18 protein-coding genes are annotated in these 20408 nt (G+C 69.2%); 11 read left to right on the forward strand and 7 right to left on the reverse strand.

Annotation, left to right across the window (positions count from 1 at the left end; translation table 11 throughout):
- Positions 1-171 precede the first annotated feature (171 nt).
- From ACODRV_RS09725 to ACODRV_RS09735, 3 genes are all read left to right on the forward strand, one after another.
- Positions 172-426, forward strand: a complete 255-nt coding sequence (locus ACODRV_RS09725) for a hypothetical protein (RefSeq protein ID WP_488908181.1) — start codon at positions 172-174, stop codon at positions 424-426.
- Between the two features lie 105 nt (positions 427-531).
- Entirely contained in the window at positions 532-2319 is a 1788-nt protein-coding gene (locus ACODRV_RS09730; RefSeq protein WP_488908182.1) for an autotransporter assembly complex protein TamA, read from the forward strand.
- Positions 2316-6554 (forward strand): translocation/assembly module TamB domain-containing protein, encoded by a 4239-nt coding sequence (locus ACODRV_RS09735; protein ID WP_488908183.1) that lies wholly within the window; start codon positions 2316-2318, stop codon positions 6552-6554. Before ACODRV_RS09730 ends, ACODRV_RS09735 begins: the two co-directional genes overlap by 4 nt.
- A 2-nt stretch (positions 6555-6556) precedes the next feature.
- On the opposite strand, the gene ACODRV_RS09740 is transcribed toward ACODRV_RS09735, so the two are convergent.
- A complete protein-coding gene (locus ACODRV_RS09740; RefSeq protein WP_141627131.1) occupies positions 6557-7072 on the reverse strand; it encodes a hypothetical protein in 516 nt (171 codons plus the stop codon).
- A 103-nt stretch (positions 7073-7175) separates the two neighbouring features.
- Here ACODRV_RS09740 and ACODRV_RS09745 point away from each other — a divergent pair, with 103 nt between their 5' ends.
- Genes ACODRV_RS09745 through ACODRV_RS09775 form a run of 7 tightly spaced genes read left to right on the forward strand, consistent with a single transcriptional unit; the run spans position 7176 to position 14680 of the window.
- Positions 7176-8426 (forward strand): hydrolase, encoded by a 1251-nt coding sequence (locus ACODRV_RS09745; RefSeq protein ID WP_488908184.1) that lies wholly within the window; start codon positions 7176-7178, stop codon positions 8424-8426.
- A 4-nt stretch (positions 8427-8430) separates the two neighbouring features.
- Positions 8431-9438: an arginine N-succinyltransferase gene (locus ACODRV_RS09750; RefSeq protein ID WP_488908185.1), complete on the forward strand. Its 1008-nt coding sequence runs from the start codon at positions 8431-8433 to the stop codon at positions 9436-9438.
- A 15-nt stretch (positions 9439-9453) separates the two neighbouring features.
- The gene (gene astD / locus ACODRV_RS09755) at positions 9454-10908 is read left to right on the forward strand and encodes a succinylglutamate-semialdehyde dehydrogenase (protein ID WP_488908186.1); all 1455 of its coding nucleotides are present in this window, start codon (positions 9454-9456) and stop codon (positions 10906-10908) included.
- Positions 10908-11435 carry an endonuclease domain-containing protein gene (locus tag ACODRV_RS09760; protein WP_488908187.1) on the forward strand — a complete coding sequence of 176 codons (528 nt, stop codon included), beginning with the start codon at positions 10908-10910 and terminating at the stop codon, positions 11433-11435. Before astD ends, ACODRV_RS09760 begins: the two co-directional genes overlap by 1 nt.
- Positions 11435-12766, forward strand: coding sequence for an N-succinylarginine dihydrolase (gene astB, locus ACODRV_RS09765; RefSeq protein ID WP_488908188.1), 1332 nt, complete (start codon positions 11435-11437; stop codon positions 12764-12766). Before ACODRV_RS09760 ends, astB begins: the two co-directional genes overlap by 1 nt.
- A 1-nt stretch (position 12767) precedes the next feature.
- Positions 12768-13379 (forward strand): DUF998 domain-containing protein, encoded by a 612-nt coding sequence (locus ACODRV_RS09770; protein ID WP_488908189.1) that lies wholly within the window; start codon positions 12768-12770, stop codon positions 13377-13379.
- Positions 13376-14680 (forward strand): MFS transporter, encoded by a 1305-nt coding sequence (locus ACODRV_RS09775; protein WP_488908190.1) that lies wholly within the window; start codon positions 13376-13378, stop codon positions 14678-14680. The genes ACODRV_RS09770 and ACODRV_RS09775 overlap by 4 nt, the downstream gene beginning before the upstream one ends.
- Before the next feature lie 36 nt (positions 14681-14716).
- Here the strand turns inward: ACODRV_RS09775 and phhA are convergent, their stop codons facing one another.
- Both phhA and hspQ read right to left on the reverse strand, forming a co-directional pair.
- Complete coding sequence (gene phhA / locus ACODRV_RS09780) at positions 14717-15592, reverse strand: phenylalanine 4-monooxygenase (protein ID WP_488908191.1); 876 nt, start codon at positions 15590-15592, stop codon at positions 14717-14719.
- Positions 15593-15673: 81 nt separating this feature from the next.
- Positions 15674-15988 (reverse strand): heat shock protein HspQ, encoded by a 315-nt coding sequence (hspQ, locus tag ACODRV_RS09785; RefSeq protein WP_141627140.1) that lies wholly within the window; start codon positions 15986-15988, stop codon positions 15674-15676.
- 148 nt (positions 15989-16136) lie between these two features.
- Between hspQ and ACODRV_RS09790 the strand changes: the two genes are divergently transcribed.
- Complete coding sequence (locus ACODRV_RS09790) at positions 16137-17279, forward strand: Ppx/GppA phosphatase family protein (RefSeq protein WP_488908192.1); 1143 nt, start codon at positions 16137-16139, stop codon at positions 17277-17279.
- Here the strand turns inward: ACODRV_RS09790 and ACODRV_RS09795 are convergent.
- From ACODRV_RS09795 to ACODRV_RS09810, 4 genes are read right to left on the reverse strand one after another with little or no spacing between them, the layout of a single operon-like run.
- Entirely contained in the window at positions 17264-18157 is an 894-nt protein-coding gene (locus ACODRV_RS09795) for a peptidylprolyl isomerase (RefSeq protein WP_488908193.1), read from the reverse strand. The genes ACODRV_RS09790 and ACODRV_RS09795 overlap by 16 nt on opposite strands.
- Positions 18158-18179: 22 nt before the next feature.
- Positions 18180-19052, reverse strand: a complete 873-nt coding sequence (locus tag ACODRV_RS09800) for a peptidylprolyl isomerase (protein ID WP_488908194.1) — start codon at positions 19050-19052, stop codon at positions 18180-18182.
- A 1-nt stretch (position 19053) separates the two neighbouring features.
- Entirely contained in the window at positions 19054-19536 is a 483-nt protein-coding gene (gene coaD / locus ACODRV_RS09805) for a pantetheine-phosphate adenylyltransferase (RefSeq protein WP_141627144.1), read from the reverse strand.
- A 50-nt stretch (positions 19537-19586) separates the two neighbouring features.
- Complete coding sequence (locus ACODRV_RS09810) at positions 19587-20390, reverse strand: aminotransferase class IV (protein ID WP_488908195.1); 804 nt, start codon at positions 20388-20390, stop codon at positions 19587-19589.
- Between the last annotated feature and the right edge of the window lie 18 nt (positions 20391-20408).

Below are 20408 nucleotides of genomic sequence, written 5' to 3' on the forward strand. Positions count from 1 at the left end.
GCGGGAAATTGGAAAAGGATTGGTTGCCGTCGAAAATCACCGGTCTCCGTTCGGTCCGGCGCGGCCGCGAAGGTTGCGCACAGAGGATGCGCGCCGGTGCGAAACACTCTATGGAACAGGACCAGCGGCCGAGCGTTAGACGGCCTGATCCCGGGGGAGACTTCTTCGACCATGAAACGCCTTGCCGCCCTGCTGGCCCTGACGACCGTTTTCGCCGTCGCCGCCTGCGATGACCCGCGTCCGTCCGAAGACGCCGGTCTGGCCGACAAGGCCGCCGAGCAGGCTCCGCCGCCGGTCGTCGAGGAACCCGTCGTCCAGCCCGAACCTCCGGTGACGCCGCCTCCGACCGATTCTACGGCCCTGCCGCCCGAACAGCGCACCTCGGAAGAATCCGTTCAGCCCGAAAGCGAAACCCTGTTCTATTGAACAGGGTCAAACGCGCCGAATGCGCGTGAGAACGACCGTGACGCCGACGGCGGGGGAGCGCCGTCCCGATGAGCGGGCCGCACGCCCCCTGATGAAGGTTTGAGTTTGACGCCGAGGCCCGCCTTCTTCCTTCTCAGCCTCGCGGGCGTGACAATCGCGTCCACCGCCGCGGCGGACCCGCGCGCCCAGATTCGGGGCGAACTGGACGGAACCCTGCGCGAGCAGCTCGTCCGGGCCGTCGGCGAGGTGGACGACGCCCCCTCCAACCGCTTCGAGGCCCGTCGCCGCGCCCGCAGCGCCATGGAGTCCGCCGAGGCCCTGCTGCGGTCCGAGGGCTACTACCAGCCCATCCTCGAGGACATCGTCGAGGGCGAGGACACCCCGGTCGCCATCGTCAATGTGACGCCCGGCCCCCGCTTCACTCTGACCGATCCCGCCGTGAACTGGGTCGCGCCGGAACCGAGGGCGGAAACGGCGGCCACGGTCATCGGCGACATCCGCCTGACCGCCGGTCAGCCGGGCCGCGCGGTCGATGTCATCGCCGCCGAAGGGCGACTGGTCGCCGGTCTGGTCCGCAACGGTTACGCCGACGCCCGCGCCGAGCCGCGCCGGGTGGTGGTCGACCACGCCGCCCTGACCGTCTTCCCGACCTACAACATCGCCGCTGGCGATCTGGTGCGGCTGGACGGTGTTCGGCTGGAGACGCGCGGTCCGACCAACCCCGATTGGGTCGCCGGTCTGGCGCCGTGGAGCGACGGCGCCGTCTATGACCCCGAGGACGTGGCCGAGCTGGAGCGTCGCCTGCTGGAAACCGGGGTCTATGACGGTGTCGGCGTCGCGCTGGCTCCGGCGGATCAGACCCTCGCCGACGGTCGCCGCCCGGTGATCGTCAGCCTGACCGACCGCCCCCGCCGCATTCTTGAGGCGGGCGCCACCTTCTCCACCGCCGACGGCTCCGGCGTGGATCTGCGCTGGACCTGGCACAACCGCTTCAAACGCGCCGACACCCTTGTCTGGGAAGCCCGGGTCGCCGACGTCGACAGTCGGCTGGGTGTCGATCTCAGCCTGCCGCACTGGCGCGAACCCGGCCAGACGCTGAAGCTGTCCGCCGCCCTCGTGAACGAGGACACCGACGCCTACGAACGGACCGCCTTCACCACCGCCGCCGATCTGCAGCAGCGCATCGGCAAGACCTCGTGGTTCAGCTACGGCGTCGGTCTGGACGTCGGACACTACAACGAGACCCGCTTCGACCCGCTGACCCAGCTGCCGATCAATTTCGACCGCGACCTCTACATCCTGACCGGGCGGGGCAGCTTCTATCTGGACCGGTCCAATGATCCGCTGGACCCGACCACCGGCTGGCGGTTCACCGGCTCGGCCCAGCCCACCGCGGTGGGCGGCGAGGACACCGTCCTGTTCCTGCGTGTCGAAGGTCAGGGCACGGCCTATCTGCCCCTGCAAAAGAACGGCAAGACCGTGCTGGCGGGACGGGTCCGTCTGGGCTCCATCCTCGGTGGCGAGGAACTGACCGTACCGTCCGATCGCCTGTTCTATTCCGGCGGCGGCGGATCGGTTCGCGGATACGAGTATCAGGGCGTCGGCCCTCGCCTGCCGGACAACACCCCCCGCGGCGGGCTGAGCCTGTTCGAGACCTCGCTGGAGATTCGCCGCGATGTCTGGCGCAGCTTCCAGGCCGTGGCCTTCGTCGACGCGGGCGCTATCGGCTTCCAGGAGACGCCGAACTTCAACAACCTGCGCTACGGGGCCGGGGTTGGCGTGCGGTACAAGCTGCCCTTCGGTCCGATCCGGGCTGACATCGCCTTCCCGCTGGATCGTCGTGACGGCGACGCGGGCTTCCAGATCTATGTCAGCATCGGGCAGGCGTTTTGACCGACCCGACCCCGCCCGAAGAGAAACCTCCGGCCGACGCGCCTGACTCGCCCGTCGAAAGGGCGAAGCGCAAGCGCACGCGCCTTCAGGCCCTCGCCTTCTTCGGCGGCATGGGGCTGGCTGTTCTGGCGGGCCTGCTGATCCTCCTGCTGGTCGGCGGGCGGATGTATCTGGTCAGCGATGCGGGCCGCGAGCTGGTCACCAGCTTCGTCGCCGGCAAGAAAATCGGCCGCTACGGCCGGATCAATGTCGAAGGGGTCAAGGGCGACCTGTTCGACGACTTCACCATCGACCGTGTCACCGTCACCGACGCCAGGGGCGTATGGCTCGAAGCGCGCGCGGTGCATGTGGACTGGACCTGGTGGCCGCTGATCACCCGGCGCTTCCACGCCACGGAGATCGAGGCTGACGTCATCCGCCTGATCCGCCGTCCGGAAGTCGAGCCGCCGACCGGACCGGGCGGTCCCCAGCCGATCAGCATCGACATCGACCGCTTCGCCGCCAATGTCGAACTGCTGGAGGGCTTCAGCAAGGAGTACGGGCGCTGGACCCTGTCGGGCGAGGCCAACATCCCCCGCACCGGCGCCAAGCAGGCCGTCGTCAACGCCGACAGCCTCAGCCGCCCGGGCGATCATCTGCGCCTGAACGCCACATTCGGCGGCCCGCTGACCGAAACCCGCCTGAACCTGCGCGCGTCCGAGGCCCAGGGCGGCCCCATAGCGGGCGCACTCGGCTATTCCCCGGATCAACCCTTCCAGGCGAGCGCACTTATCAACGGCGAGATCATCGACGCTGTCGTGCGCACCGGCGACTTCATCCCGCTGACGGTCAAGGGCCGCTACGGCAAGGACACCGCCCGCGTCAGCGGCTTCTTCGACTTCTCCGGCTCCGACCTGCTGGAGCCCTTCGTCCAGCGCGTCGGCCGCACCGCGCGCTTTGGTTTCGCCATCACGCCGGACACCGACAACGACGGCCAGCAGGGCTTCGGCTGGACGCTCATGTCCGAGAACCTGAACTCGCGCGCCAGCGGCCAGATCAACATGAAGGACCGCCGCAGCCGCGACGGCATCCGCATCGAGGTCGCCACCCCGTCGCTGAACCGTCTGGTCGGCTCCCCGTCCGCGGGCCCCGCCTCCTACGTCGCGACCTTCAAGGGCGACTCGGCGAACTGGTCGCTGGACGGTCAGGTCGATCTGGTCGGCGTCGAGGCCTCCAGCTATCGCGCCGGGCGAGTGCGCGGCCCGCTGAACGCCGCCATGCAGAATGGTCGCATCGTGCTGGACGGCGACATCCAGGCCGATGGCGGCTCGACCGCCGGTATCATCGGCAGCCTGCTGGGCCCGCGCCCCCGTGTTGCTTTCGAGGCCGCGCGCCAGACCGACGGCGCCATCCTGCTGCGCAAGATCGAGGCGCGAGGGCAGGCCCTGACCCTGACCGGCTCGGGCGGGCGCAATCTGCTGGGCGGCCTCGGCTTCCGGGGCGAGGCGCGCATCACAGACGCCTCGAAGATTCACCGCGGCGCCCGCGGCGCCTTCGGCGGTCCCCTCTCCGCCTCCATGGCCCGGACCGGCGCCCCCTGGCGGCTCACCTTCGACGGACGCGGACGCGGCCTGGCCACCGGTCAGGGCGAACTCGATCGCCTGCTGGGCGCCACGCCCCGCCTGCAGCTGACTGGCGCGATCAATCAGGGACGGATCGACGTGGAGCGCGCGGCCCTGACCGGCGCACAGGGCTCCGCCTCCGCGCGCGGCCGGATCGAGGGCAACGGCGGGCTGCGGCTCGCGCTGGACTGGAACGCCCGCGGCCCCTTCGGCGTCGGCCCGGTCGAGATCGATGGCGCCATGACCGGGGATGGGGCCCTCACCGGCACGCTCGCCGCCCCCCGCGCCGACCTGCGCGCCGCCTTCGCCCGCGTGAACGCCGGTCCGCTGAAACTGACCGACGCCAACCTGACACTCAGCTTCCGCAAGGGCGCCGACGCCTCGGACGGCAGTATCGCCGTCACCGCCGGATCGAACTACGGCCCGGCCCGCGCCGCCGGGAACTTCTATCTGGGCGGGACGCGCATCCGCCTGACCGAGGTTGATCTGGACGCAGGCGGGGTCACTGCGCGTGGCGACATCGCCCTGTCCAACAGCATTCCGTCCAGCGCCGACCTGACCTTCACCGCCCGCCCCGGCGCCTTCCTCGCCTCCGGGGAAGCCAACGGCCGCGTGCGCCTGACGGAGGGTGGCGGCGCCGAGACCGCGATCCTGGACGTGTCGGGCCGCAACGTCCGCTTCGCCGGCTCGCCCTATGTCATCCGCACCCTCGATCTCGACGGACGCGGCACGCTGGAGCGTCTGCCCTTCACCCTCAAGGCGGACGTGGGCGGCCCCACGCCCCTGTCGTTCGACGGTTCCGGCGTCTACGCCCGCGACGGCCAGTCCCAATCGGTCGCCCTGCAAGGCGGCGGCTCGGTGCGCGAGATCGACTTCGCCACCCGCAGTCCGGCCGTGGTCGCCCTGTCCGGCGACGGCAGGGTGGTGCGGGTGGACCTGTCGGTCGGCGGCGGCGTCCTGACCGGCGACCTGCGTCAGGACTCCCGCGCCGCCATCATCGAGGCCAATCTGACCAGCGTCGATCTCGGCGCGGTCGCCCCCGACATGCGCGGTCGCGTCACCGGCCGCCTGTCTCTGCGCGGCTCCGGCGACGACCTGTCGGGCTCGGCCAACGTCACCCTCAATGACCTGCGCAGCATCGACGCTCCGCGCGGGATGGAAGTCGACGGCACGCTGAACGCCGTGCTGGTCAACAACACCCTGCGCCTTCAGGCCCGCGCCGTGGACGAGGACGCCGTGCAGGCCAGCGCCGACCTGACCTTGCCGGTCGAGGCCTCGGCCGCGCCCCTGCGCCTGGCCATCGCCCGCACCCGCCCGATGGAGGGCACGGTGAACATTCAGGGTCAGGTCCAGCCGATCTGGGACCTCTTCCTGGGCGGCGACCGTTCGCTCTCGGGTCAGATGACCGCCAACGCCACCCTCGGCGGCACCCTGGCCGAGCCGCGCATCAACGGCCGTCTGGACCTGCAACAGGGCGCCTTCCGCGACAACGGCACCGGCCTGCGCCTGGCGGGCGTGACCCTGAACAGCCGCTTCGACGACACCACCGCCCTGATCGAGACCTTCTCGGCCAATGACGGCGCCGGCGGTCAGGTCAGCGGGGACGGCCGTATCGGCCTGCGCGAAGGCTCGGGCTCCAGCTTCCAGCTCCAGCTGCGCCGCTTCCGCATCATCGACAACGACATCGCCGAGGCCCGCGCCTCCGGCCCGCTGACCGTGGTGCGTGGTCAGGACGGCAACATCCGGCTGGCCGGCGAAATCTCCGTCGACGAGGCCCGGATCGAGGCCAACCCGCCAGGCTCCAACGGCATCGTCCGGATGGATGTGGTCGAGATCAACCGCCCCGGCGGCGACATGCCGGAAGAAGAACAGACCCGCTCTCGCGGCCCGCAGATCGGCATGGACATCGCCATCCGCTCGCCCGGCGGCGACGTGCGGGTGGTCGGTCGCGGCCTGAACGTCGAGATGGGCGTCAACGCTCGCGTCACCGGAACCATCTCCCAGCCGGTCCTGACCGGCACGGCGCGCGTGGTGCGGGGCGACTATGACTTCGCGGGCAAGCGGTTCGTGTTCGACCAGACCGGCACGGTCACCCTGTCGACCCGGCCCGAACAGATTCGCCTGAACCTGTCAGCCACCCGGGAAGACCCGGCCCTGACCGCGACCATTCGCGTGACCGGCACGGCGGCGCGGCCCGAGATCGCCCTGACCTCCACCCCCGCCCTGCCGCAGGACGAAATCCTGTCCCAGGTGCTGTTCGGTCGTTCGGCCTCTCAGCTGTCGGCCTTCGAGGCGGCCCAGCTGGCGGCGGGCGTGGCCGCGCTGGCGGGCGGCGGCGGCTTCGATGTGATCGGGAACCTGCGCGAGCTGGCGGGTCTCGATCGCCTGTCCTTCGGCGGCGAGGCCTCCAGCCTGACTGTGGCCGGCGGGCGCTACATCACCGACGACGTCTATCTGGAGATCATCGGCGGCGGCGAGGACGGGGCGGAAGTGAACGTCGAATGGCAAGTCCGTCGCAATCTGACGGTCAGCTCGAAATTCGGCGGACAGGGCGACGCCAGCCTGTCCATCCGTTGGCGCCGGCAAAGCCGGCAGCCGGGCGGCGCATCAAACGACCGCCGCCCGAACCGTTAGTCTCAGTAGTCTTCGCGGTTGGCTTCGGCGAAGCGGATCTTGTCCAGCTTCGACGCGCCGCGAATGCCCGCCGTATGCAGCAGCAACTGGATCGCGGCGATACCGTAGGTCAGCACGACCTTCAGGACGTCGAGCGGGGGCTTTTCGACCGGGCTGGGCAGCAGTTGCAGGAGCAGGCCGCCGACGATCAGCACGGCGAACAGGATCGGAATGATGATGTTGGGCTTGGCCCATTGCACGAAGGCCAGAATGGCCTGGATCACCACCAGACCGATAGCGAAGTAGAGCATCACCTGCGTCATCGTGCCCACCATGCCGGCGGCCATGGGGTCATTGGCGGCGGCCGCGGCGGCGGCGGCGGCGATCTCGTCCTTGCGCACGATCATCTGGACGACGGCGACGGCGCCGACGACGGCGCCGATGGCGACGCCGATGGCGCTGGCGCGCGCCGCCCGCAGGGCCTCGGCCTCGGTGGTGATGGGGGCCGTCGGATTGATGGCCTTGAGCCAGTTCTGCATGGAGTTCCTCCCGGAGTTGAACCCCGACCCTAGCCTGATCCGACGACGAGTCGTAGCCCGACCTCGCTTCACCTTTCCCTCGCGCCCGGCTAGGTTCCGGCCGATGCGGATTCTGCCTCCTGAACAGTCCGTGCTCGACCACGTCGCGGCACGCGAAGCCGTGATCATCGGACGGGCGGTGGAGTGGGCGAACGTCAACTCCGGCAGCCGTCATGCCGCCGGGTTGAGCGCGGTCCTGGCCCTGCTCGAGGCCACGGCCCGCGCCCTGCCCGCGACCGTCGAGCGCATCCCCACGCAAGGCTCGACCACCGTCGCCGACGACGGCTCGGTGCGCGAGGAGGCTCACGCCGACGCCCTGAAGATCACCTGTCGCCCCGACGCGCCGCTCCAGGTGGTGCTGACCGGCCACTACGACACCGTCTTCCCCGAGACCTCGGACTTCCAGACGGTCGTGAGCCGCGCCGACGGGGCCCTGAACGGTCCCGGCATCGCCGACATGAAGGGTGGCATCTCGGTCCTGCTGGCCGCCCTCGAAGCCTTCGAGACCCATCCGGATCGGGAGCGTGTCGGCTGGACCGTCCTGCTGTCGCCCGACGAGGAGATCGGCTCGCCCGCATCCGCCCCCCTGCTGGCGGGACTGGGCGCGCGCGGCCACGTCGGCATGACCTATGAACCCGCCCTGTCGGACGGCACGCTGGCGGGCGAGCGCAAAGGCAGCGGCAACTACCATCTGATCGTCACCGGCAAAGCCGCCCACGCGGGCCGGGCTTTCCATGAGGGGGCCAACGCCGTCGCCGGGGCCGCCATCATCGCCGCCCGACTGCACGCCCTGAACGGCCAGCGCGACGGCGTCACAGTCAATGTCGCGAAGATCAGCGGCGGCGGCCCGCTCAATGTCGTCGCCGACAACGCCGTGGTCCGCTTCAACGTCCGCGTCCCGGACGCACAGTCCTCGGCCTGGATTTCGGAGACGGTCCGACAGATCACCGCCGAGCCGCCCTTCCCCGGCCTGACGCTTGACCTGCACGGCGGCATGACCCGCGCGCCAAAGCCGATGGACGCCTCCCAGACCGCCCTGTTCGAGGCGGTGAAGGAAGCCGGCGCCCTGCTGGGCCAGACCATCGCGTGGAAGCCTTCGGGCGGCGTCTGCGAAGGCAACAACCTGCACGCCGCGGGTCTGCCCAACATCGACACCCTCGGCGTCCTTGGTGGGGACATCCATTCGGATCAGGAGTTCGCCTGGCCCGCCAGCTTCGTCGAGCGCGCCCAACTGAGTGCGCTCATCCTGTGCAAGATCGCCTCGGGCGAGATTGACGCCCTGAAACTGAAGTCCCTGCGTCTGGAGACGATGTAACCCCATGCTCGTCGTCAGACCCGCCGGCCCCGCCGACCTCGACCACCTGCTCGAACTGGCCATCCTGTCCGGCCCCGGCTTCACCAGCCTGCCGGAAGACCCGGACCAGTTGGCCGAACGCCTCGACCTCAGCCGCGACAGCTTCGCGGGCGGCATGGAGCCGCATGAGCGCTGGTACACCCTGATGCTAGAGGAATCCGAAACCGGCGACGTTGACGGCATCGGCTCGGTGAAGGCCTCGGTGGGCCTCAAACGCCCCTTCTTCAGCTTCCGGGTCGTCAGCAACGCCCAGTCCTCGCCGTCGCTCGGCATCAAGCTGGAACAGAAGACGCTGGTGCTGGTCAACGAATGCACCGGCTGGACCGAGGTCGGCTCCCTCTTCCTCAAGGCCGACCGGCGCAAGGGCGGCGCGGGCCGCCTGCTCAGCCAGTCGCGCTACATGCTGATCGGCACCGAGCCGGAGCTGTTCAACGAGAACGTCCTGGCCGAGCTGCGCGGTGTCTTCACCCCCGACGGCGCCTGCCCCTTCTGGGACCATGTCGCCCACAAATTCTTCCCGATGGACTTCGATGAGGCGGACCGGATGACAGGCTCCACCGACAAGCAGTTCATCCTCGATCTGGCCCCGCGCCATCCGATCTATGTCGAACTCCTGCCCGAGCCCGCTCGTGCGGTGATCGGCAAGGTGCACCCGCAGGGCGTGCCCGCCATGGCCCTGCTGGAGAGCGAGGGCTTCCGCCCCAACGGCCTGATCGACATCTTCGACGCCGGTCCGACCGTCTCCTGCCAGCGCGATAACATCCGCACCGTCCGCGACGCCCGCGCCCTGACCGTCGCCCTCGCCGACGAGGTCGAGGCCGAACTGCCCGCCCTGATCTCGACCGACAGCGTCGGCGCCTTCCGCGCCGTCCGCCAGCGCGCCCACCTTGAAGGCGACACCGCCACCCTCACCCGCGAAACCGCCGACGCGCTGAAGGTGCGTGCTGGCGATACTGTTCGCGTAAAGACCTGACGAAAGCAGACCCGAATGACGCATTTCATCAACGGCGAATGGTTTGACGAAGGCCACGCGCGGTTCAACTCTACCGATCCGGCGACGGGCGAGGTCGTCTGGGAAGGCTGGGACGCCTCGCAACTTGTCTGCGGCGACGCTACCGATGCCGCCCGTGACGCCTTCCCCGACTGGGCCGACCGCCCGCGTCAGGACCGCATCGACGCGGTGAAGCGCTATCAGGCCGTGCTCAAGGACCGCGCGCCGCAGATCGCCGAGGCCATCAGCCGCGAAACCGGCAAGGCCCTGTGGGAGACCACCACCGAACTTCAGGCCATGCAGGGCAAGGTCGACATCTCGATCCGCGCCTATGACGAGCGCACCGGCGAGCGCACCGCCGCCACCGCCTTCGGCTCCGCCACCCTGCGCCACCGCCCGCACGGCGTCGCGGCGGTTCTCGGGCCGTTCAACTTCCCCGGCCACCTGCCCAACGGCCATATCGTCCCGGCCCTGCTGGCGGGCGACACCGTGGTCTTCAAGCCGTCGGAAGAGACGCCCCTGACCGGCCGGCTGATGGCTGAGTGCTTCGAAGCGGCCGACCTGCCGCGCGGGGTCTTTAACATGATCCAGGGCGGTCGCGACAGCGGCGCGGACCTGCTGAACAACGGCATCGACGCCCTGATGTTCACCGGCTCGGGCGCGGCGGGCGCCCACTTCCGGCGCAAGTTCGCGGACGATCCACACGTCATTCTCGCGCTGGAGCTGGGCGGCAACAATCCGCTGGTCGTCTGGGACGCCGCTGACGCCGAAGCCGTCGCGGGCATCGCCGTCCAGTCCGCCTTCATCACCACCGGCCAGCGCTGCTCCTGCGCCCGTCGTCTGATCGTGCCGGAAGGCCCGCAGGGCGATGCCATCGTGGACGCCATCGCCGCCCTCAGCGACCGCCTGATCTTCGCCCCCTGGAACAGCCCGACCGAGCCCTACGCCGGGCCGCTGATCTCCGAGAAGGCCGCCGCCGCCGCCCTTGCCGCCCTTCAGGAGCGCATCGACGCGGGCGCTCGGGTGATCCGCGCCTCCGGTCCGGTCGGCAACCTTCCCGGCGCCTTCGTCAAGCCCGCCATCATCGACGTCACCGGCGTCAGCGTCCCCGACGAGGAGATGTTCGCCCCCTTCCTGTCGGTGACCCGCGTCTCGTCCTTCGACGCCGCCATCGCTGAAGCCAACGCCACCCGCTACGGCCTCAGCGCCGGTCTGGTCAGCGATGATCCCGCGAACTGGCAGACCTTCATCCGCCGCATCCGCGCGGGCGTGGTCAACTTCAACCGCCCGACCACCGGCGCCGCCGGCGACATGCCCTTCGGCGGCCTCGGCGCCAGCGGCAACCACCGACCCTCCGCCTGGTACGCCGCCGACTACTGCGCCTACCCGGTCGCCAGCTTCGAGGCCGATGCGGTGAAGAATATCGAAAGCGAGATCAAGGGGTTGAGCTGATGGAGTTTGATCGCTTCTCAAAAACGGAACGGATCAAGGCCGGGGGACGTGAACGCGCCCGTCGCCTGCGAAACGACCCAACCTGGACGGAAGCCAAACTCTGGGAACGCTTGCGGCTCCTGCCGATCCGCGTCCGACGACAGGCGCCCATCGGTCCCTACGTCGTGGACTTCGCTTGCCTTCCAGCAAAGCTGATCATTGAGGTCGATGGCGGCATCCATGGTCAGACAGGTGTCGCCCTGCGTGATCTCAAACGGGATGAATGGCTAAGCGGCCAAGACTACCGCGTCCTGAGGATCGACAGCCGCCGCATCCCGGATGACCTCGACGCCGTCGTTGCTGAAATCGTTATGGCGATCCGCCAGACTTCTCCCCTTCCCCTCGAGGGGGAAGGGGCCGGGGGATGGGGTGCGCGCTCAATGTATGACGGACTGGCGCAAAAGGCGGGATCGGGCCCTTCGCGCCGCACCGGCCAACAGCCTGCCTCCACCCCTCCCAACCCTCCCCCTCGAGGGGAGGGCTTTTAATGAGCGCCATCGAAGCCAACGCCGACGGTCTGATCGGGCCGACCCATTCCTACGCCGGGCTCAGCCCCGGCAACCTCGCCTCCAGCCGTAACGAGGGGCAGGCGTCCAACCCGCGCGCCGCCGTCCTGCAGGGCCTCGACAAGATGAAGCGGCTGGCCGACCTCGGCCTGCCCCAGTTCGTCCTGCCGCCGCACGAGCGGCCCAACCTGCCCTTCCTGCGCAGCCTGGGCTTCTCCGGCACGGACGCCCAAGTGCTCGAGCGCGCCTGGAAGGACGCCCCCACCTTCGCCGCCGCTGCCTGCTCGGCCTCGCCCATGTGGGCCGCCAACGCCGCGACGGTGACCCCGTCCGCCGACAGCGCCGACGGCCGGGTCCACTTCACCCCCGCCAACCTCGTCACCAACCTGCACCGCTCGCTGGAGCATCAGCAGACCAAGCGCGCGCTCGACGCCCTCTTCCCCGATCCCGCGCGCTTCGCCGTCCACGACGCCCTGCCCTCCGTCGCCCATCTGGCCGACGAGGGCGCCGCCAACCATGTCCGCCTGTGCGCCGAGCATGGCGCGGAGGGCATCAACCTGCTGGTCTGGGGCCGCGAGGCTTGGGAACCGTGGACCGGCCCCTTCCCCGCCCGCCAGACGCGCGAGGCCTCCGAAGCTCTCGCCCGCCGCCACGGGGCGTCCGGCGCGGTTCTGGCCCGCCAGTCGAAGGCCGCCATCGCCGGCGGGACCTTCCACAATGACGTCGTCTGCGTCGGCGCGCTCGACACCCTGTTCCACCATCAACTGGCCTTCGAGGACACCGCCGGAACCCACGCCGCCATCCGCGCGGCCGCGAAAGGCTTCGAGCCCATCTTCGTTGAGGTGTCCGAGGCCGACCTCCCCCTCGCTGACGCCATCTCCAGCTATTTGTTCAACTCCATGCTGGTGCAGATCCCGGGCGAGGATCGCCTGACCCTGATCTGCCCGACCGAGACCCGGGACAACGCCCGCGCCCATGCGGTCGCCGAGGCTGTCGCCTCGTCCAACGGTCCCATCGGTCGGGTCGAGTACGTCGACGTGCGCCAGTCGATGCGCAACGGCGGCGGCCCCGCCTGCTTGCGTCTGCGCGTGGTGCTGAACGAGGCCGAGCTGGCCGCCACCAATCCGGACATGCGCCTGACCGACGACCTCCACGGCGCCCTCAGCGTCTGGGGCGCGACCTGGTATCGGGACGAGCTGAAGGTCGCTGACCTCGCCGACCCGGCCCTGCTGGACGAAAGCCGGGGCGCCCTGGACGAACTCACTTCAATCCTCGGCCTGGGATCGGACTTCTATCCGTTCCAGCGGGACTGAGATGCGCGCGCTCGCTCTCGCCTGCGCGATCCTCAGCCTGCTGATCCTCGCCGGCGTCACCCTGGGCGCCGGGGCCGCCTATCCCGGCTACGACCACCTGCGCCAGTTCATCAGCGAGCTGGGCGCCGACGGCGCCCTGACCGGCCCGAATGTCAGCCTTGCCTTCATCGTCTCCGGGGCCCTGCTGACCGTCTTCTGGCTGCTGTGCGCGGTCCTGTTTCCCCGCACGCCCCTGTTCCTGATCGGCTTCGGGCTCAGCGCCCTGAACGGGCTGGGCCTGATGTTCGGCGGCGTCTTCCCCTGCGATTTCGAGTGCGTGCCGGGCGGCGTCACCCTGTCAGGCCTGTTGCACGAGATTCTGGGCGGCATCGGCTATCTGGCGGGGGTGGTCGGGGTCTTCCTGATCGGTCTGGCCGCCCGCAAGCATCCCGCCCTGCGCGGCCTGTTCACCCTCGGCCTGATCTGTGGCGTTCCGGCCCTCGCCGTGGTCTGGTTCGTCCAGCCGTGGTTCCACTGGCTGGGCGTGGCCCAGCGCATTCTCGAGACCGCCTTCGCCGTCTGGGCCGTGGGCGTCGCCCTCAGCCTTCGCCGCCTCCCGGAGACCGCCCGATGACCGCCATCCCGTCGACAGAGAGCATGTCCCCCGCCCGCCGCCTGCGGAACATCATCGGCGGCTCGGCGGGCAATCTGGTCGAGTGGTTCGACTGGTACGCCTATGCGGCCTTCACCCTGTATTTCGCCCCGGTCTTCTTCCCCAAGGGCGACACCACCGCCCAGCTGCTGTCCAGCGCCGCCATATTCGCCGTCGGCTTCCTCATGCGCCCGGTCGGGGCGTGGATCATGGGCGTCTATGCCGACCGCAAGGGTCGCAAGGCGGGCCTGACGCTGTCCGTCAGCCTGATGTGCGGCGGCAGCCTGATCATCGCCTGCACGCCCGGCTACGCTACCATCGGCCTCGCCGCCCCGGCGCTTCTGCTGCTCGCCCGCCTGATGCAGGGCCTCAGCGTCGGCGGCGAATACGGCTCCTCCGCCACCTACCTGTCCGAGATGGCGGCCAAGGCCCATCGGGGCTTCTGGTCCAGCTTCCAGTACGTGACCCTGATCTCGGGCCAGCTTCTGGCCCTGCTGCTGCTCATCGTGCTGCAGAACACCCTCAGCGAGGGCGACCTCGCCTCCTGGGGCTGGCGCATCCCCTTCTTCGTCGGCGCGGCGCTGGCGGTTATCGTCTTCTGGCTGCGCCGCCGTCTGGATGAGACCCGCGCCTTCATCGCCTCGGACACGCAGGAAGCCCCGAAATCCAGCGCCCTGCTGCTGTTCGTGAAGCATCCGAAGGAGGCGTTTCTGGTCATGGGCCTGACCGCCGGGGGCACGCTGGCCTTCTACACCTACACGACCTACCTCCAGAAATTCCTGGTCAACACCAGCGGCTTCTCCAAGGACTCCGCCACCGAGATCAGCGCCGCGGCCCTGTTCCTCTTCATGTGCCTCCAGCCCGCCGTCGGCGCCCTGTCGGACCGCATCGGCCGCAAGCCGGTGATGGTCGCGTTCGGCGTTCTGGGTCTGCTGTTCACCGTGCCGATCATGACCCTGCTGGCCTCGGTCGATAATCCGTTCGTCGCCTTCGCCCTGGCCCTCGCGGCTCTGGTGATCGTCAGCGGCTATACGGCCATCAACGCCGTGGTGAAGGCCGAGCTGTTCCCCGCCCACATCCGCGCACTGGGCGTCGCCCTGCCCTACGCCATCGCCAACGCGGCCTTCGGCGGCACGGCCGAATACGTCGCCCTGTGGCTCAAGGGCGCCGGGATCGAAAGCGTCTATTTCTGGTACGTCACCGCCATGATCGGCGTGTCCCTGCTGGTCTACCTCTTCATGCGCGACACCAGGCATCACAGCCTGATCTCGCACGAGGATTGAGCCATCTTCCTTCTCTCCTCCGGGGGAGAAGGATCATCACGCCGCGAACCGCCCGCCCTTGGCCGCATAGGCCTGCGTGCCCTCGGTGAAGACCTCGTCCGTCGGCAGGATGGTCTCGATCGGAATGGCGTCCGCGCCCTTCAGCCGCTCATAGATCGGGCCGAAGTCCTTCAGGGTCTCGCCCTTCAGCGCCTCGATCGAGTCGATCACGAAATAGACCTGCTGGAAGTCGTCGATCCGGTAGAGGGTCTTCATCACCCGCTCCAGATCAAAGCCGATCCGGTTCGGCGACGGGTCTTCCAGCGCGAACACGCTCTCGGTCGCCGAGGACACGATCCCCGCGCCGTAGATGCGCAGCTGGTCGGCCTCCTTCATCAGGCCGAACTCGACCGTGTACCAGTACAGCCGCGCCAGATTGGGCAGCATGCCCAGCGCCGCCGCCCGCTGCCCGCCCTTGCCGTAGGCCTCCATATAGGCGGCGAAGTCCGGGTCGGTCAGCATCGGCACATGGCCGAACACATCGTGGAAGATGTCCGGCTCCTGCAGGTAGTCCAGCTGGTCCGGCTTCCGGATGAACTGGCCCGAGGGGAAGCGCCGGTTGGCCAGATGATCGAAGAACACCTCGTCCGGCACCAGCCCGGGAACACACACCACGGTCCAGCCGGTCAGGGCCTGCAGCTTGGGGTTCATCAGCGAGAAGTCCGGGATGCCGCCCGTGTTCAGGTCCAGCGACTCCAGACCCTTGAAGAAGACGTCGGCGGCGCGGCCGGGCAGGATCTTCATCTGCCGGGCGTACAGGGTGTCCCAGGTCTTGTGCTCGGTCTCGGTATAGGCGCGCCAGTCCTGCGGAATCGTCCAGTCCTCGGCGGCCCCTTCGGGCGGCTTGTCAAAGACGTGCTCGAAATCAGACATGGCGGCGCTCCTGGCACTTCGGGCTCTGACGGCCCCTTGTCTGTCAATCTAGAACCGCCCGCCCGGCCACGCCAGCACCGTTCAGTGGATCGCCTGCGCGCGCGGGGCGTGGTGGCCCTCGCCGTCCATGGTGAAGTACCGGCGCTCGGCGTCGCGGGTCAGGGTGGACAGCTCCGGGTCATGCTCCAGCATGTCCTCGGGCGCATAGGCCATGAAGCCGCCGTCGGTCCCCATAGCCAGCACCTGATAGAAGGGCTGGTCGGGCGAAATGTCTCCGGTCGCGCCGACGGGACCGGCGAACACGGGGTCGACGTCGATCACCACGCCGCGGAAGCCGGCATGTCTGTGTCGAACGATCTGGCCGAGGCCGAAGCGGGCGAAGGTGGATCGGGTCATGCTCCACAGCTACGCCTGTCAACCTGAGCCGCATCACCGCCTTCCCGTTCATTTTCGCGACAGACACGCTTGGCGCGGATCAGTTTCGCGGTCTACGCTATCGGGGACGGGCGCCGTTCCGGACCGCCCACCTTGAAAGATTCGGCCCATGCCGGAGACCGCAGGCGCGTCCTCGCGCCAACGGTCCCAGCCCCGGCGGCCTGACGGCAAGCGCGCCCGCGGCGGCGCGCCCGTCGCGGCGGGGGCGCCAGGTCGCGAGGGTGTCCTTTACGGGGCCCTTGATCTGGGGACCAACAATTGCCGCCTGCTCATCGCCCGACCGGCGAAGGACGGCTTTCGCGTCGTCGACTCCTTCAGTCGGATCGTGCGTCTGGGCGAGGGCCTGTCCCGCACCGGCCGCCTCGATGACGCCGCCATGGAGCGCGCCTACGAGGCCCTGATGCTGTGCAGCGAGCGTCTGGTCCGTCGCGGCGTCGATCCGTCCCGCCTGATGGCCGTCGCGACCCAGGCCTGCCGTCAGGCCGAAAACGGCGCCGCCTTCATCGAGCGCGTCCGTCAGGGCACGGGCCTGAAGCTGCGGATCATCGACCCGGCCGAGGAAGCCCGCCTGGCGGTGGAAGGCTGCCTCAACCTGTTCGATCCGACCGCCGAGGCCATTCTGGTGGTCGACGTCGGCGGCGGCTCGACCGAGCTGAACTGGCTGCGTCGCAAGGACGGGGCCTTTGTCCTGGAGGGCTGGATGTCCGCCCCCATCGGGGTCGTCACCCTGGCCGAGCGTCATCCCGAGCCCCTCAGTGGAGACCTCCATCCCTGGTACGAGGCCATGGTCGCCGACATGGGCGCCGCCATCGCCGACTCTCCGGTCGATCCGGCCCTGCGCGAGCTGTTTGTCGCCGGTCGCGCCCACATGGTCGGCACCTCCGGCGCCATCACCAGTCTGGCGGGCATCCACCTGGGCCTGCGCCGCTATCAGCGCAATCTTGTCGACGGGCTCTGGATGACCCGCGCCGATTGCGAGGCGGCGGCGGAAAGGCTTCAGGCCCTCGGCCCTGACGGTCGCGCCGCGGAAAGCTGCATCGGCCCCGACCGCGCCGATCTGGTCCTCGCCGGCGCCGCCATCATGGAGGCGGTCCAGCGCGCCTGGCCGTCAGAGCGCGTCCGCGTCGCCGACCGCGGCCTGCGCGAGGGCCTGCTGCTGGAACGCATGCGCGAAGACCGCAAACCCGCCCGCCGGAAACGGCGGAGGCGGCGGGCCGGCTCCACGAAAGGCGCTGGTCAGCCCGTCACCTGAACCGGCAGGGTCACGTCGCACACCGAGAAGTCCGCGCCCCGCGCGGTCCGCGCCGCGCCGACGATGCTCATGAAGCGCTCGGAGTTAGGCGACAGCACCTGCACCGTCGGGCGTTCGGCCTCCGGAATGTCCGAACCCACCCGCACCCGGGTCATGCGATCCGGCTGGACCGAGGCCATCATGCCGTTCTCACCGTCCCCGACCTGCAACGCCCGCACGACATCGAGACCCGACACCGTCATGCCCCAGATGGTGTAGCGCTTGTCCAGCGCCGGATAGGCCTGTCGCATGATGAAGAACTGGCTGTTGGCGGTGTCATTGCCCTCGTCGCGGGCCATGCCGACCACGCCGGGGCAGTAGACGCCCCAGCCGTGCACCTTGCCGTCGCCGGTCTGGGCGAAGGCGGCGTCGGGCTGGGTCTGGACCGGCAATGATCCCAGGAAGCCCACACGCGCGCCGGTCGGCTCGGCCACCGGGGCGAACGGCATCGCGGGATCACGTCGGAAGGTGAACTCGGCCTTCAGGTCGGGCCAGGCGCTCTGGCCCTCGCCGTTGCCCAGCGGATCGCCGGTCTGGGCCATGAACCAGTCGATCACCCGGTGCCAGGTCAGGTTGTCGAAGAAGCCGTTGCGGGCCAGTTGGCGCATCCGCGCCACATGCAGCGGCGCGATCTCGGGCGTCAGTTCGACGATGATCCGGCCCTTGGTGGTGTCGATGACCAGCAGGTTCTCCGGCGCGACCGTGCGCCAGTCGGTGGACCCGATCGTGGTTTGGGGCGTCGGCGCGGGCGGCGGCGGCGGCGGACCGCCGACCTCCTGCGCCATCACCGGGCCGGCCATCAGGGCCGCCGCGGCGACCAGGGCGAACGTCAGCTTCATCATCCCCTCCCCTTGTCCCGGCTCAGCCGCCGGTGACTTCGGCCGTCGGCTGGATCTCACAGACATTGAACCGTCGGCCCAGCCGGGTGCGGGTCGACGCGAGCAATTCGGTGAAGGCCGGGCTGTTGGTTGTCATCACCCGCGCCGTCGGCCGTTCGCCTTCCGGCAGGGCCGAGGCCGTGCGGACACGCGTCATCAGGTCCGGGTCGGTCACCCGACCACCCTGGCTTTGATCACCGGCCTTCAGCGCCCGCGCCGCGTCCAGCCCCGACAGCACGCGGCCGAAGGGGGTGTAGAGGCTGTTCAGCGCATCATTGGGGGCGGTCATCACGAAGAACTGGCTATTGGCGCTGTTCGGATCGCCCGCCCGCGCCATACCCAGAACCCCGGTGCAGAACAGGGCCAGGGCGTCGGTCTTGAAGTCCGCGGTGATCATCATCTGGGCGTCCGGCTGGGTCTCGACAGCCATCGACCCGATCACGCCCAGTTGGCTCGCCCCCGTGGCGCCCGGACCGGTGCTGACGAAACCGTCAGCGCGTCCACGACGGAAGCTGAACTCACCCTGCAGATCAGGCAGTTCGCTGCCGCCCTCGCCCGTGCCCAGCGGATCGCCGCCCTGGGCCATGAAGCCCTCGATCACCCGGTGCCACTTCAGGCCGTCATAGAAGCCCCGGTTCGCCAGAGTGCGAACACGCTCGACCGACTGCGGCGCCAGGCGCGGGTCCATCTCGGCGATGATCCGGCCCTTCGACGTGTCGATGACCAGCAGGTTCTCGGGCGCGATCGTCCGCCATCCGGCGGCGGGCGCGGGCGCCGTCTGCGACCGGGCCTCCGGTGCGGCGGCGGTCATGAGAACGGCGGCGGCCGCCGCGGCGATGATCGTGTTGAAGCGCATTCTATCCCTTGACCCTGTCCAGCACCGCGGCCGCGACCGCCGGGCTGACAAAACTGCCTATATTCCCGCCCAGCCGGGCGATTTCCTTGACCAGCCGCGAGGCGATCGCCTGATGCCGCGGGTCCGCCATCAGGAAGACGGTCTCGATGTCCGCATTGAGGCGCTGGTTCATCGCCGTCATCTGGAATTCGTACTCAAAATCGGCCACGGCGCGCAGGCCGCGCACGATCACCGTCGCGTCCAGCTCTTCCGCGAAATGCATCAGCAGGCTGGAGAAGGGGCGAACCTCGACCTGATCGCCGAAGACGGCCACCTCGGCGCGCACCATCTCGACCCGTTCGGCGGTCGTGAACAGCGGACCCTTGTCATCATTCTGGGCCACGCCGATGACCAGCCGGTCCACCAGCTTCACCGCGCGCTTGATGATGTCCAGATGCCCGTTGGTGATCGGGTCGAAGGTGCCCGGATACAGGCCAATACGCATCGAAGTCCTCCCCGACTTTTCATCGGTTTAGCAGGTGCGAAACGAGCGGCCTAGATCGTCTGCGGCGCGTTCGACGCCCAGGCGGCCTGAAGGCGGTCGATCAGGGCCGGATCGACGTCCAGCGCCTGCCCGTCGATATGCGCCACCGGACAGGCCGGGGTCGCGCTGTTGCAGATGAAGGCCGACCGGAACCCGGCCAGCGCCGCCCGGTCGATCAGCCGGCTCTCGCTGTCCAGTCCGACCAGATCCAGCCCGTTCTCCAGCAACCTCTGGCCCACGCCGCGCAACATCGGCGCCCGGGGCCATATGATCCGGCCGTCCTCGACGAAGCCGATGTTCCAGATCGAGCCCTCGGACACCACGCCGTCCGGGCCGACGAACAGGGCATCATCAAACCCCGCCGCCTTCGCGTTTCGGCGTGCGAGGGTCAGGCCGAAGGTGGCGTTGTGCTTCAGCTCGGGCATTTCCCGCGCATAGTCCTGCGTCTGCAGACGCAGGGGGTCGCACACCGGATTCGCCGGAGCCGACACCACCGTCAGCACGCCCGGCTCGCCCTTCGCCCAGGCCGTCCGCATCGTAACGGTTTCAAGAAACAGCTGGACCCGCAGGCTGTGCCGCCCGTTCAGCCCCTCCAGCGCCGCCCGCATCCGCTCGCGCAGCCGCGCCTCGGGCACGGCCACGCCGAACAGCGCCAGCGCCTCGTCCCGCAAACGATCCAAATGCAGGTCCAGCCCACGCACCGCCCCATCCTCGACCTGCATCGAGGTGAAGGCGCCGTAGTTGGACACGATGACGGGCGCCAGCGCCTCGATGGTCGCCGGCTCCCCGTCGATGTGGATCGCGTAGCTTGACATTCGGCTATATAACTTTAT

It is taken from the genome of Brevundimonas sp. FG8, from assembly GCF_057808845.1.

What these genes read in the sequence shown, in the direction of transcription:
- ACODRV_RS09810 (WP_488908195.1), bottom strand. Translation starts at nt 20,390, where the DNA reads ATGTCAAGCTACGCGATCCACATCGACGGGGAGCCGGCGACCATCGAG.
- ACODRV_RS09760 (WP_488908187.1), top strand. Translation starts at nt 10,908, where the DNA reads ATGGAGTTTGATCGCTTCTCAAAAACGGAACGGATCAAGGCCGGGGGA.
- hspQ (WP_141627140.1), bottom strand. Translation starts at nt 15,988, where the DNA reads ATGACCCGATCCACCTTCGCCCGCTTCGGCCTCGGCCAGATCGTTCGA.
- ACODRV_RS09740 (WP_141627131.1), bottom strand. Translation starts at nt 7,072, where the DNA reads ATGCAGAACTGGCTCAAGGCCATCAATCCGACGGCCCCCATCACCACC.
- ACODRV_RS09775 (WP_488908190.1), top strand. Translation starts at nt 13,376, where the DNA reads ATGACCGCCATCCCGTCGACAGAGAGCATGTCCCCCGCCCGCCGCCTG.
- ACODRV_RS09725 (WP_488908181.1), top strand. Translation starts at nt 172, where the DNA reads ATGAAACGCCTTGCCGCCCTGCTGGCCCTGACGACCGTTTTCGCCGTC.
- astD (WP_488908186.1), top strand. Translation starts at nt 9,454, where the DNA reads ATGACGCATTTCATCAACGGCGAATGGTTTGACGAAGGCCACGCGCGG.
- ACODRV_RS09770 (WP_488908189.1), top strand. Translation starts at nt 12,768, where the DNA reads ATGCGCGCGCTCGCTCTCGCCTGCGCGATCCTCAGCCTGCTGATCCTC.
- ACODRV_RS09800 (WP_488908194.1), bottom strand. Translation starts at nt 19,052, where the DNA reads ATGCGCTTCAACACGATCATCGCCGCGGCGGCCGCCGCCGTTCTCATG.
- ACODRV_RS09745 (WP_488908184.1), top strand. Translation starts at nt 7,176, where the DNA reads ATGCGGATTCTGCCTCCTGAACAGTCCGTGCTCGACCACGTCGCGGCA.
- ACODRV_RS09750 (WP_488908185.1), top strand. Translation starts at nt 8,431, where the DNA reads ATGCTCGTCGTCAGACCCGCCGGCCCCGCCGACCTCGACCACCTGCTC.
- ACODRV_RS09795 (WP_488908193.1), bottom strand. Translation starts at nt 18,157, where the DNA reads ATGAAGCTGACGTTCGCCCTGGTCGCCGCGGCGGCCCTGATGGCCGGC.
- astB (WP_488908188.1), top strand. Translation starts at nt 11,435, where the DNA reads ATGAGCGCCATCGAAGCCAACGCCGACGGTCTGATCGGGCCGACCCAT.
- ACODRV_RS09790 (WP_488908192.1), top strand. Translation starts at nt 16,137, where the DNA reads ATGCCGGAGACCGCAGGCGCGTCCTCGCGCCAACGGTCCCAGCCCCGG.
- coaD (WP_141627144.1), bottom strand. Translation starts at nt 19,536, where the DNA reads ATGCGTATTGGCCTGTATCCGGGCACCTTCGACCCGATCACCAACGGG.
- phhA (WP_488908191.1), bottom strand. Translation starts at nt 15,592, where the DNA reads ATGTCTGATTTCGAGCACGTCTTTGACAAGCCGCCCGAAGGGGCCGCC.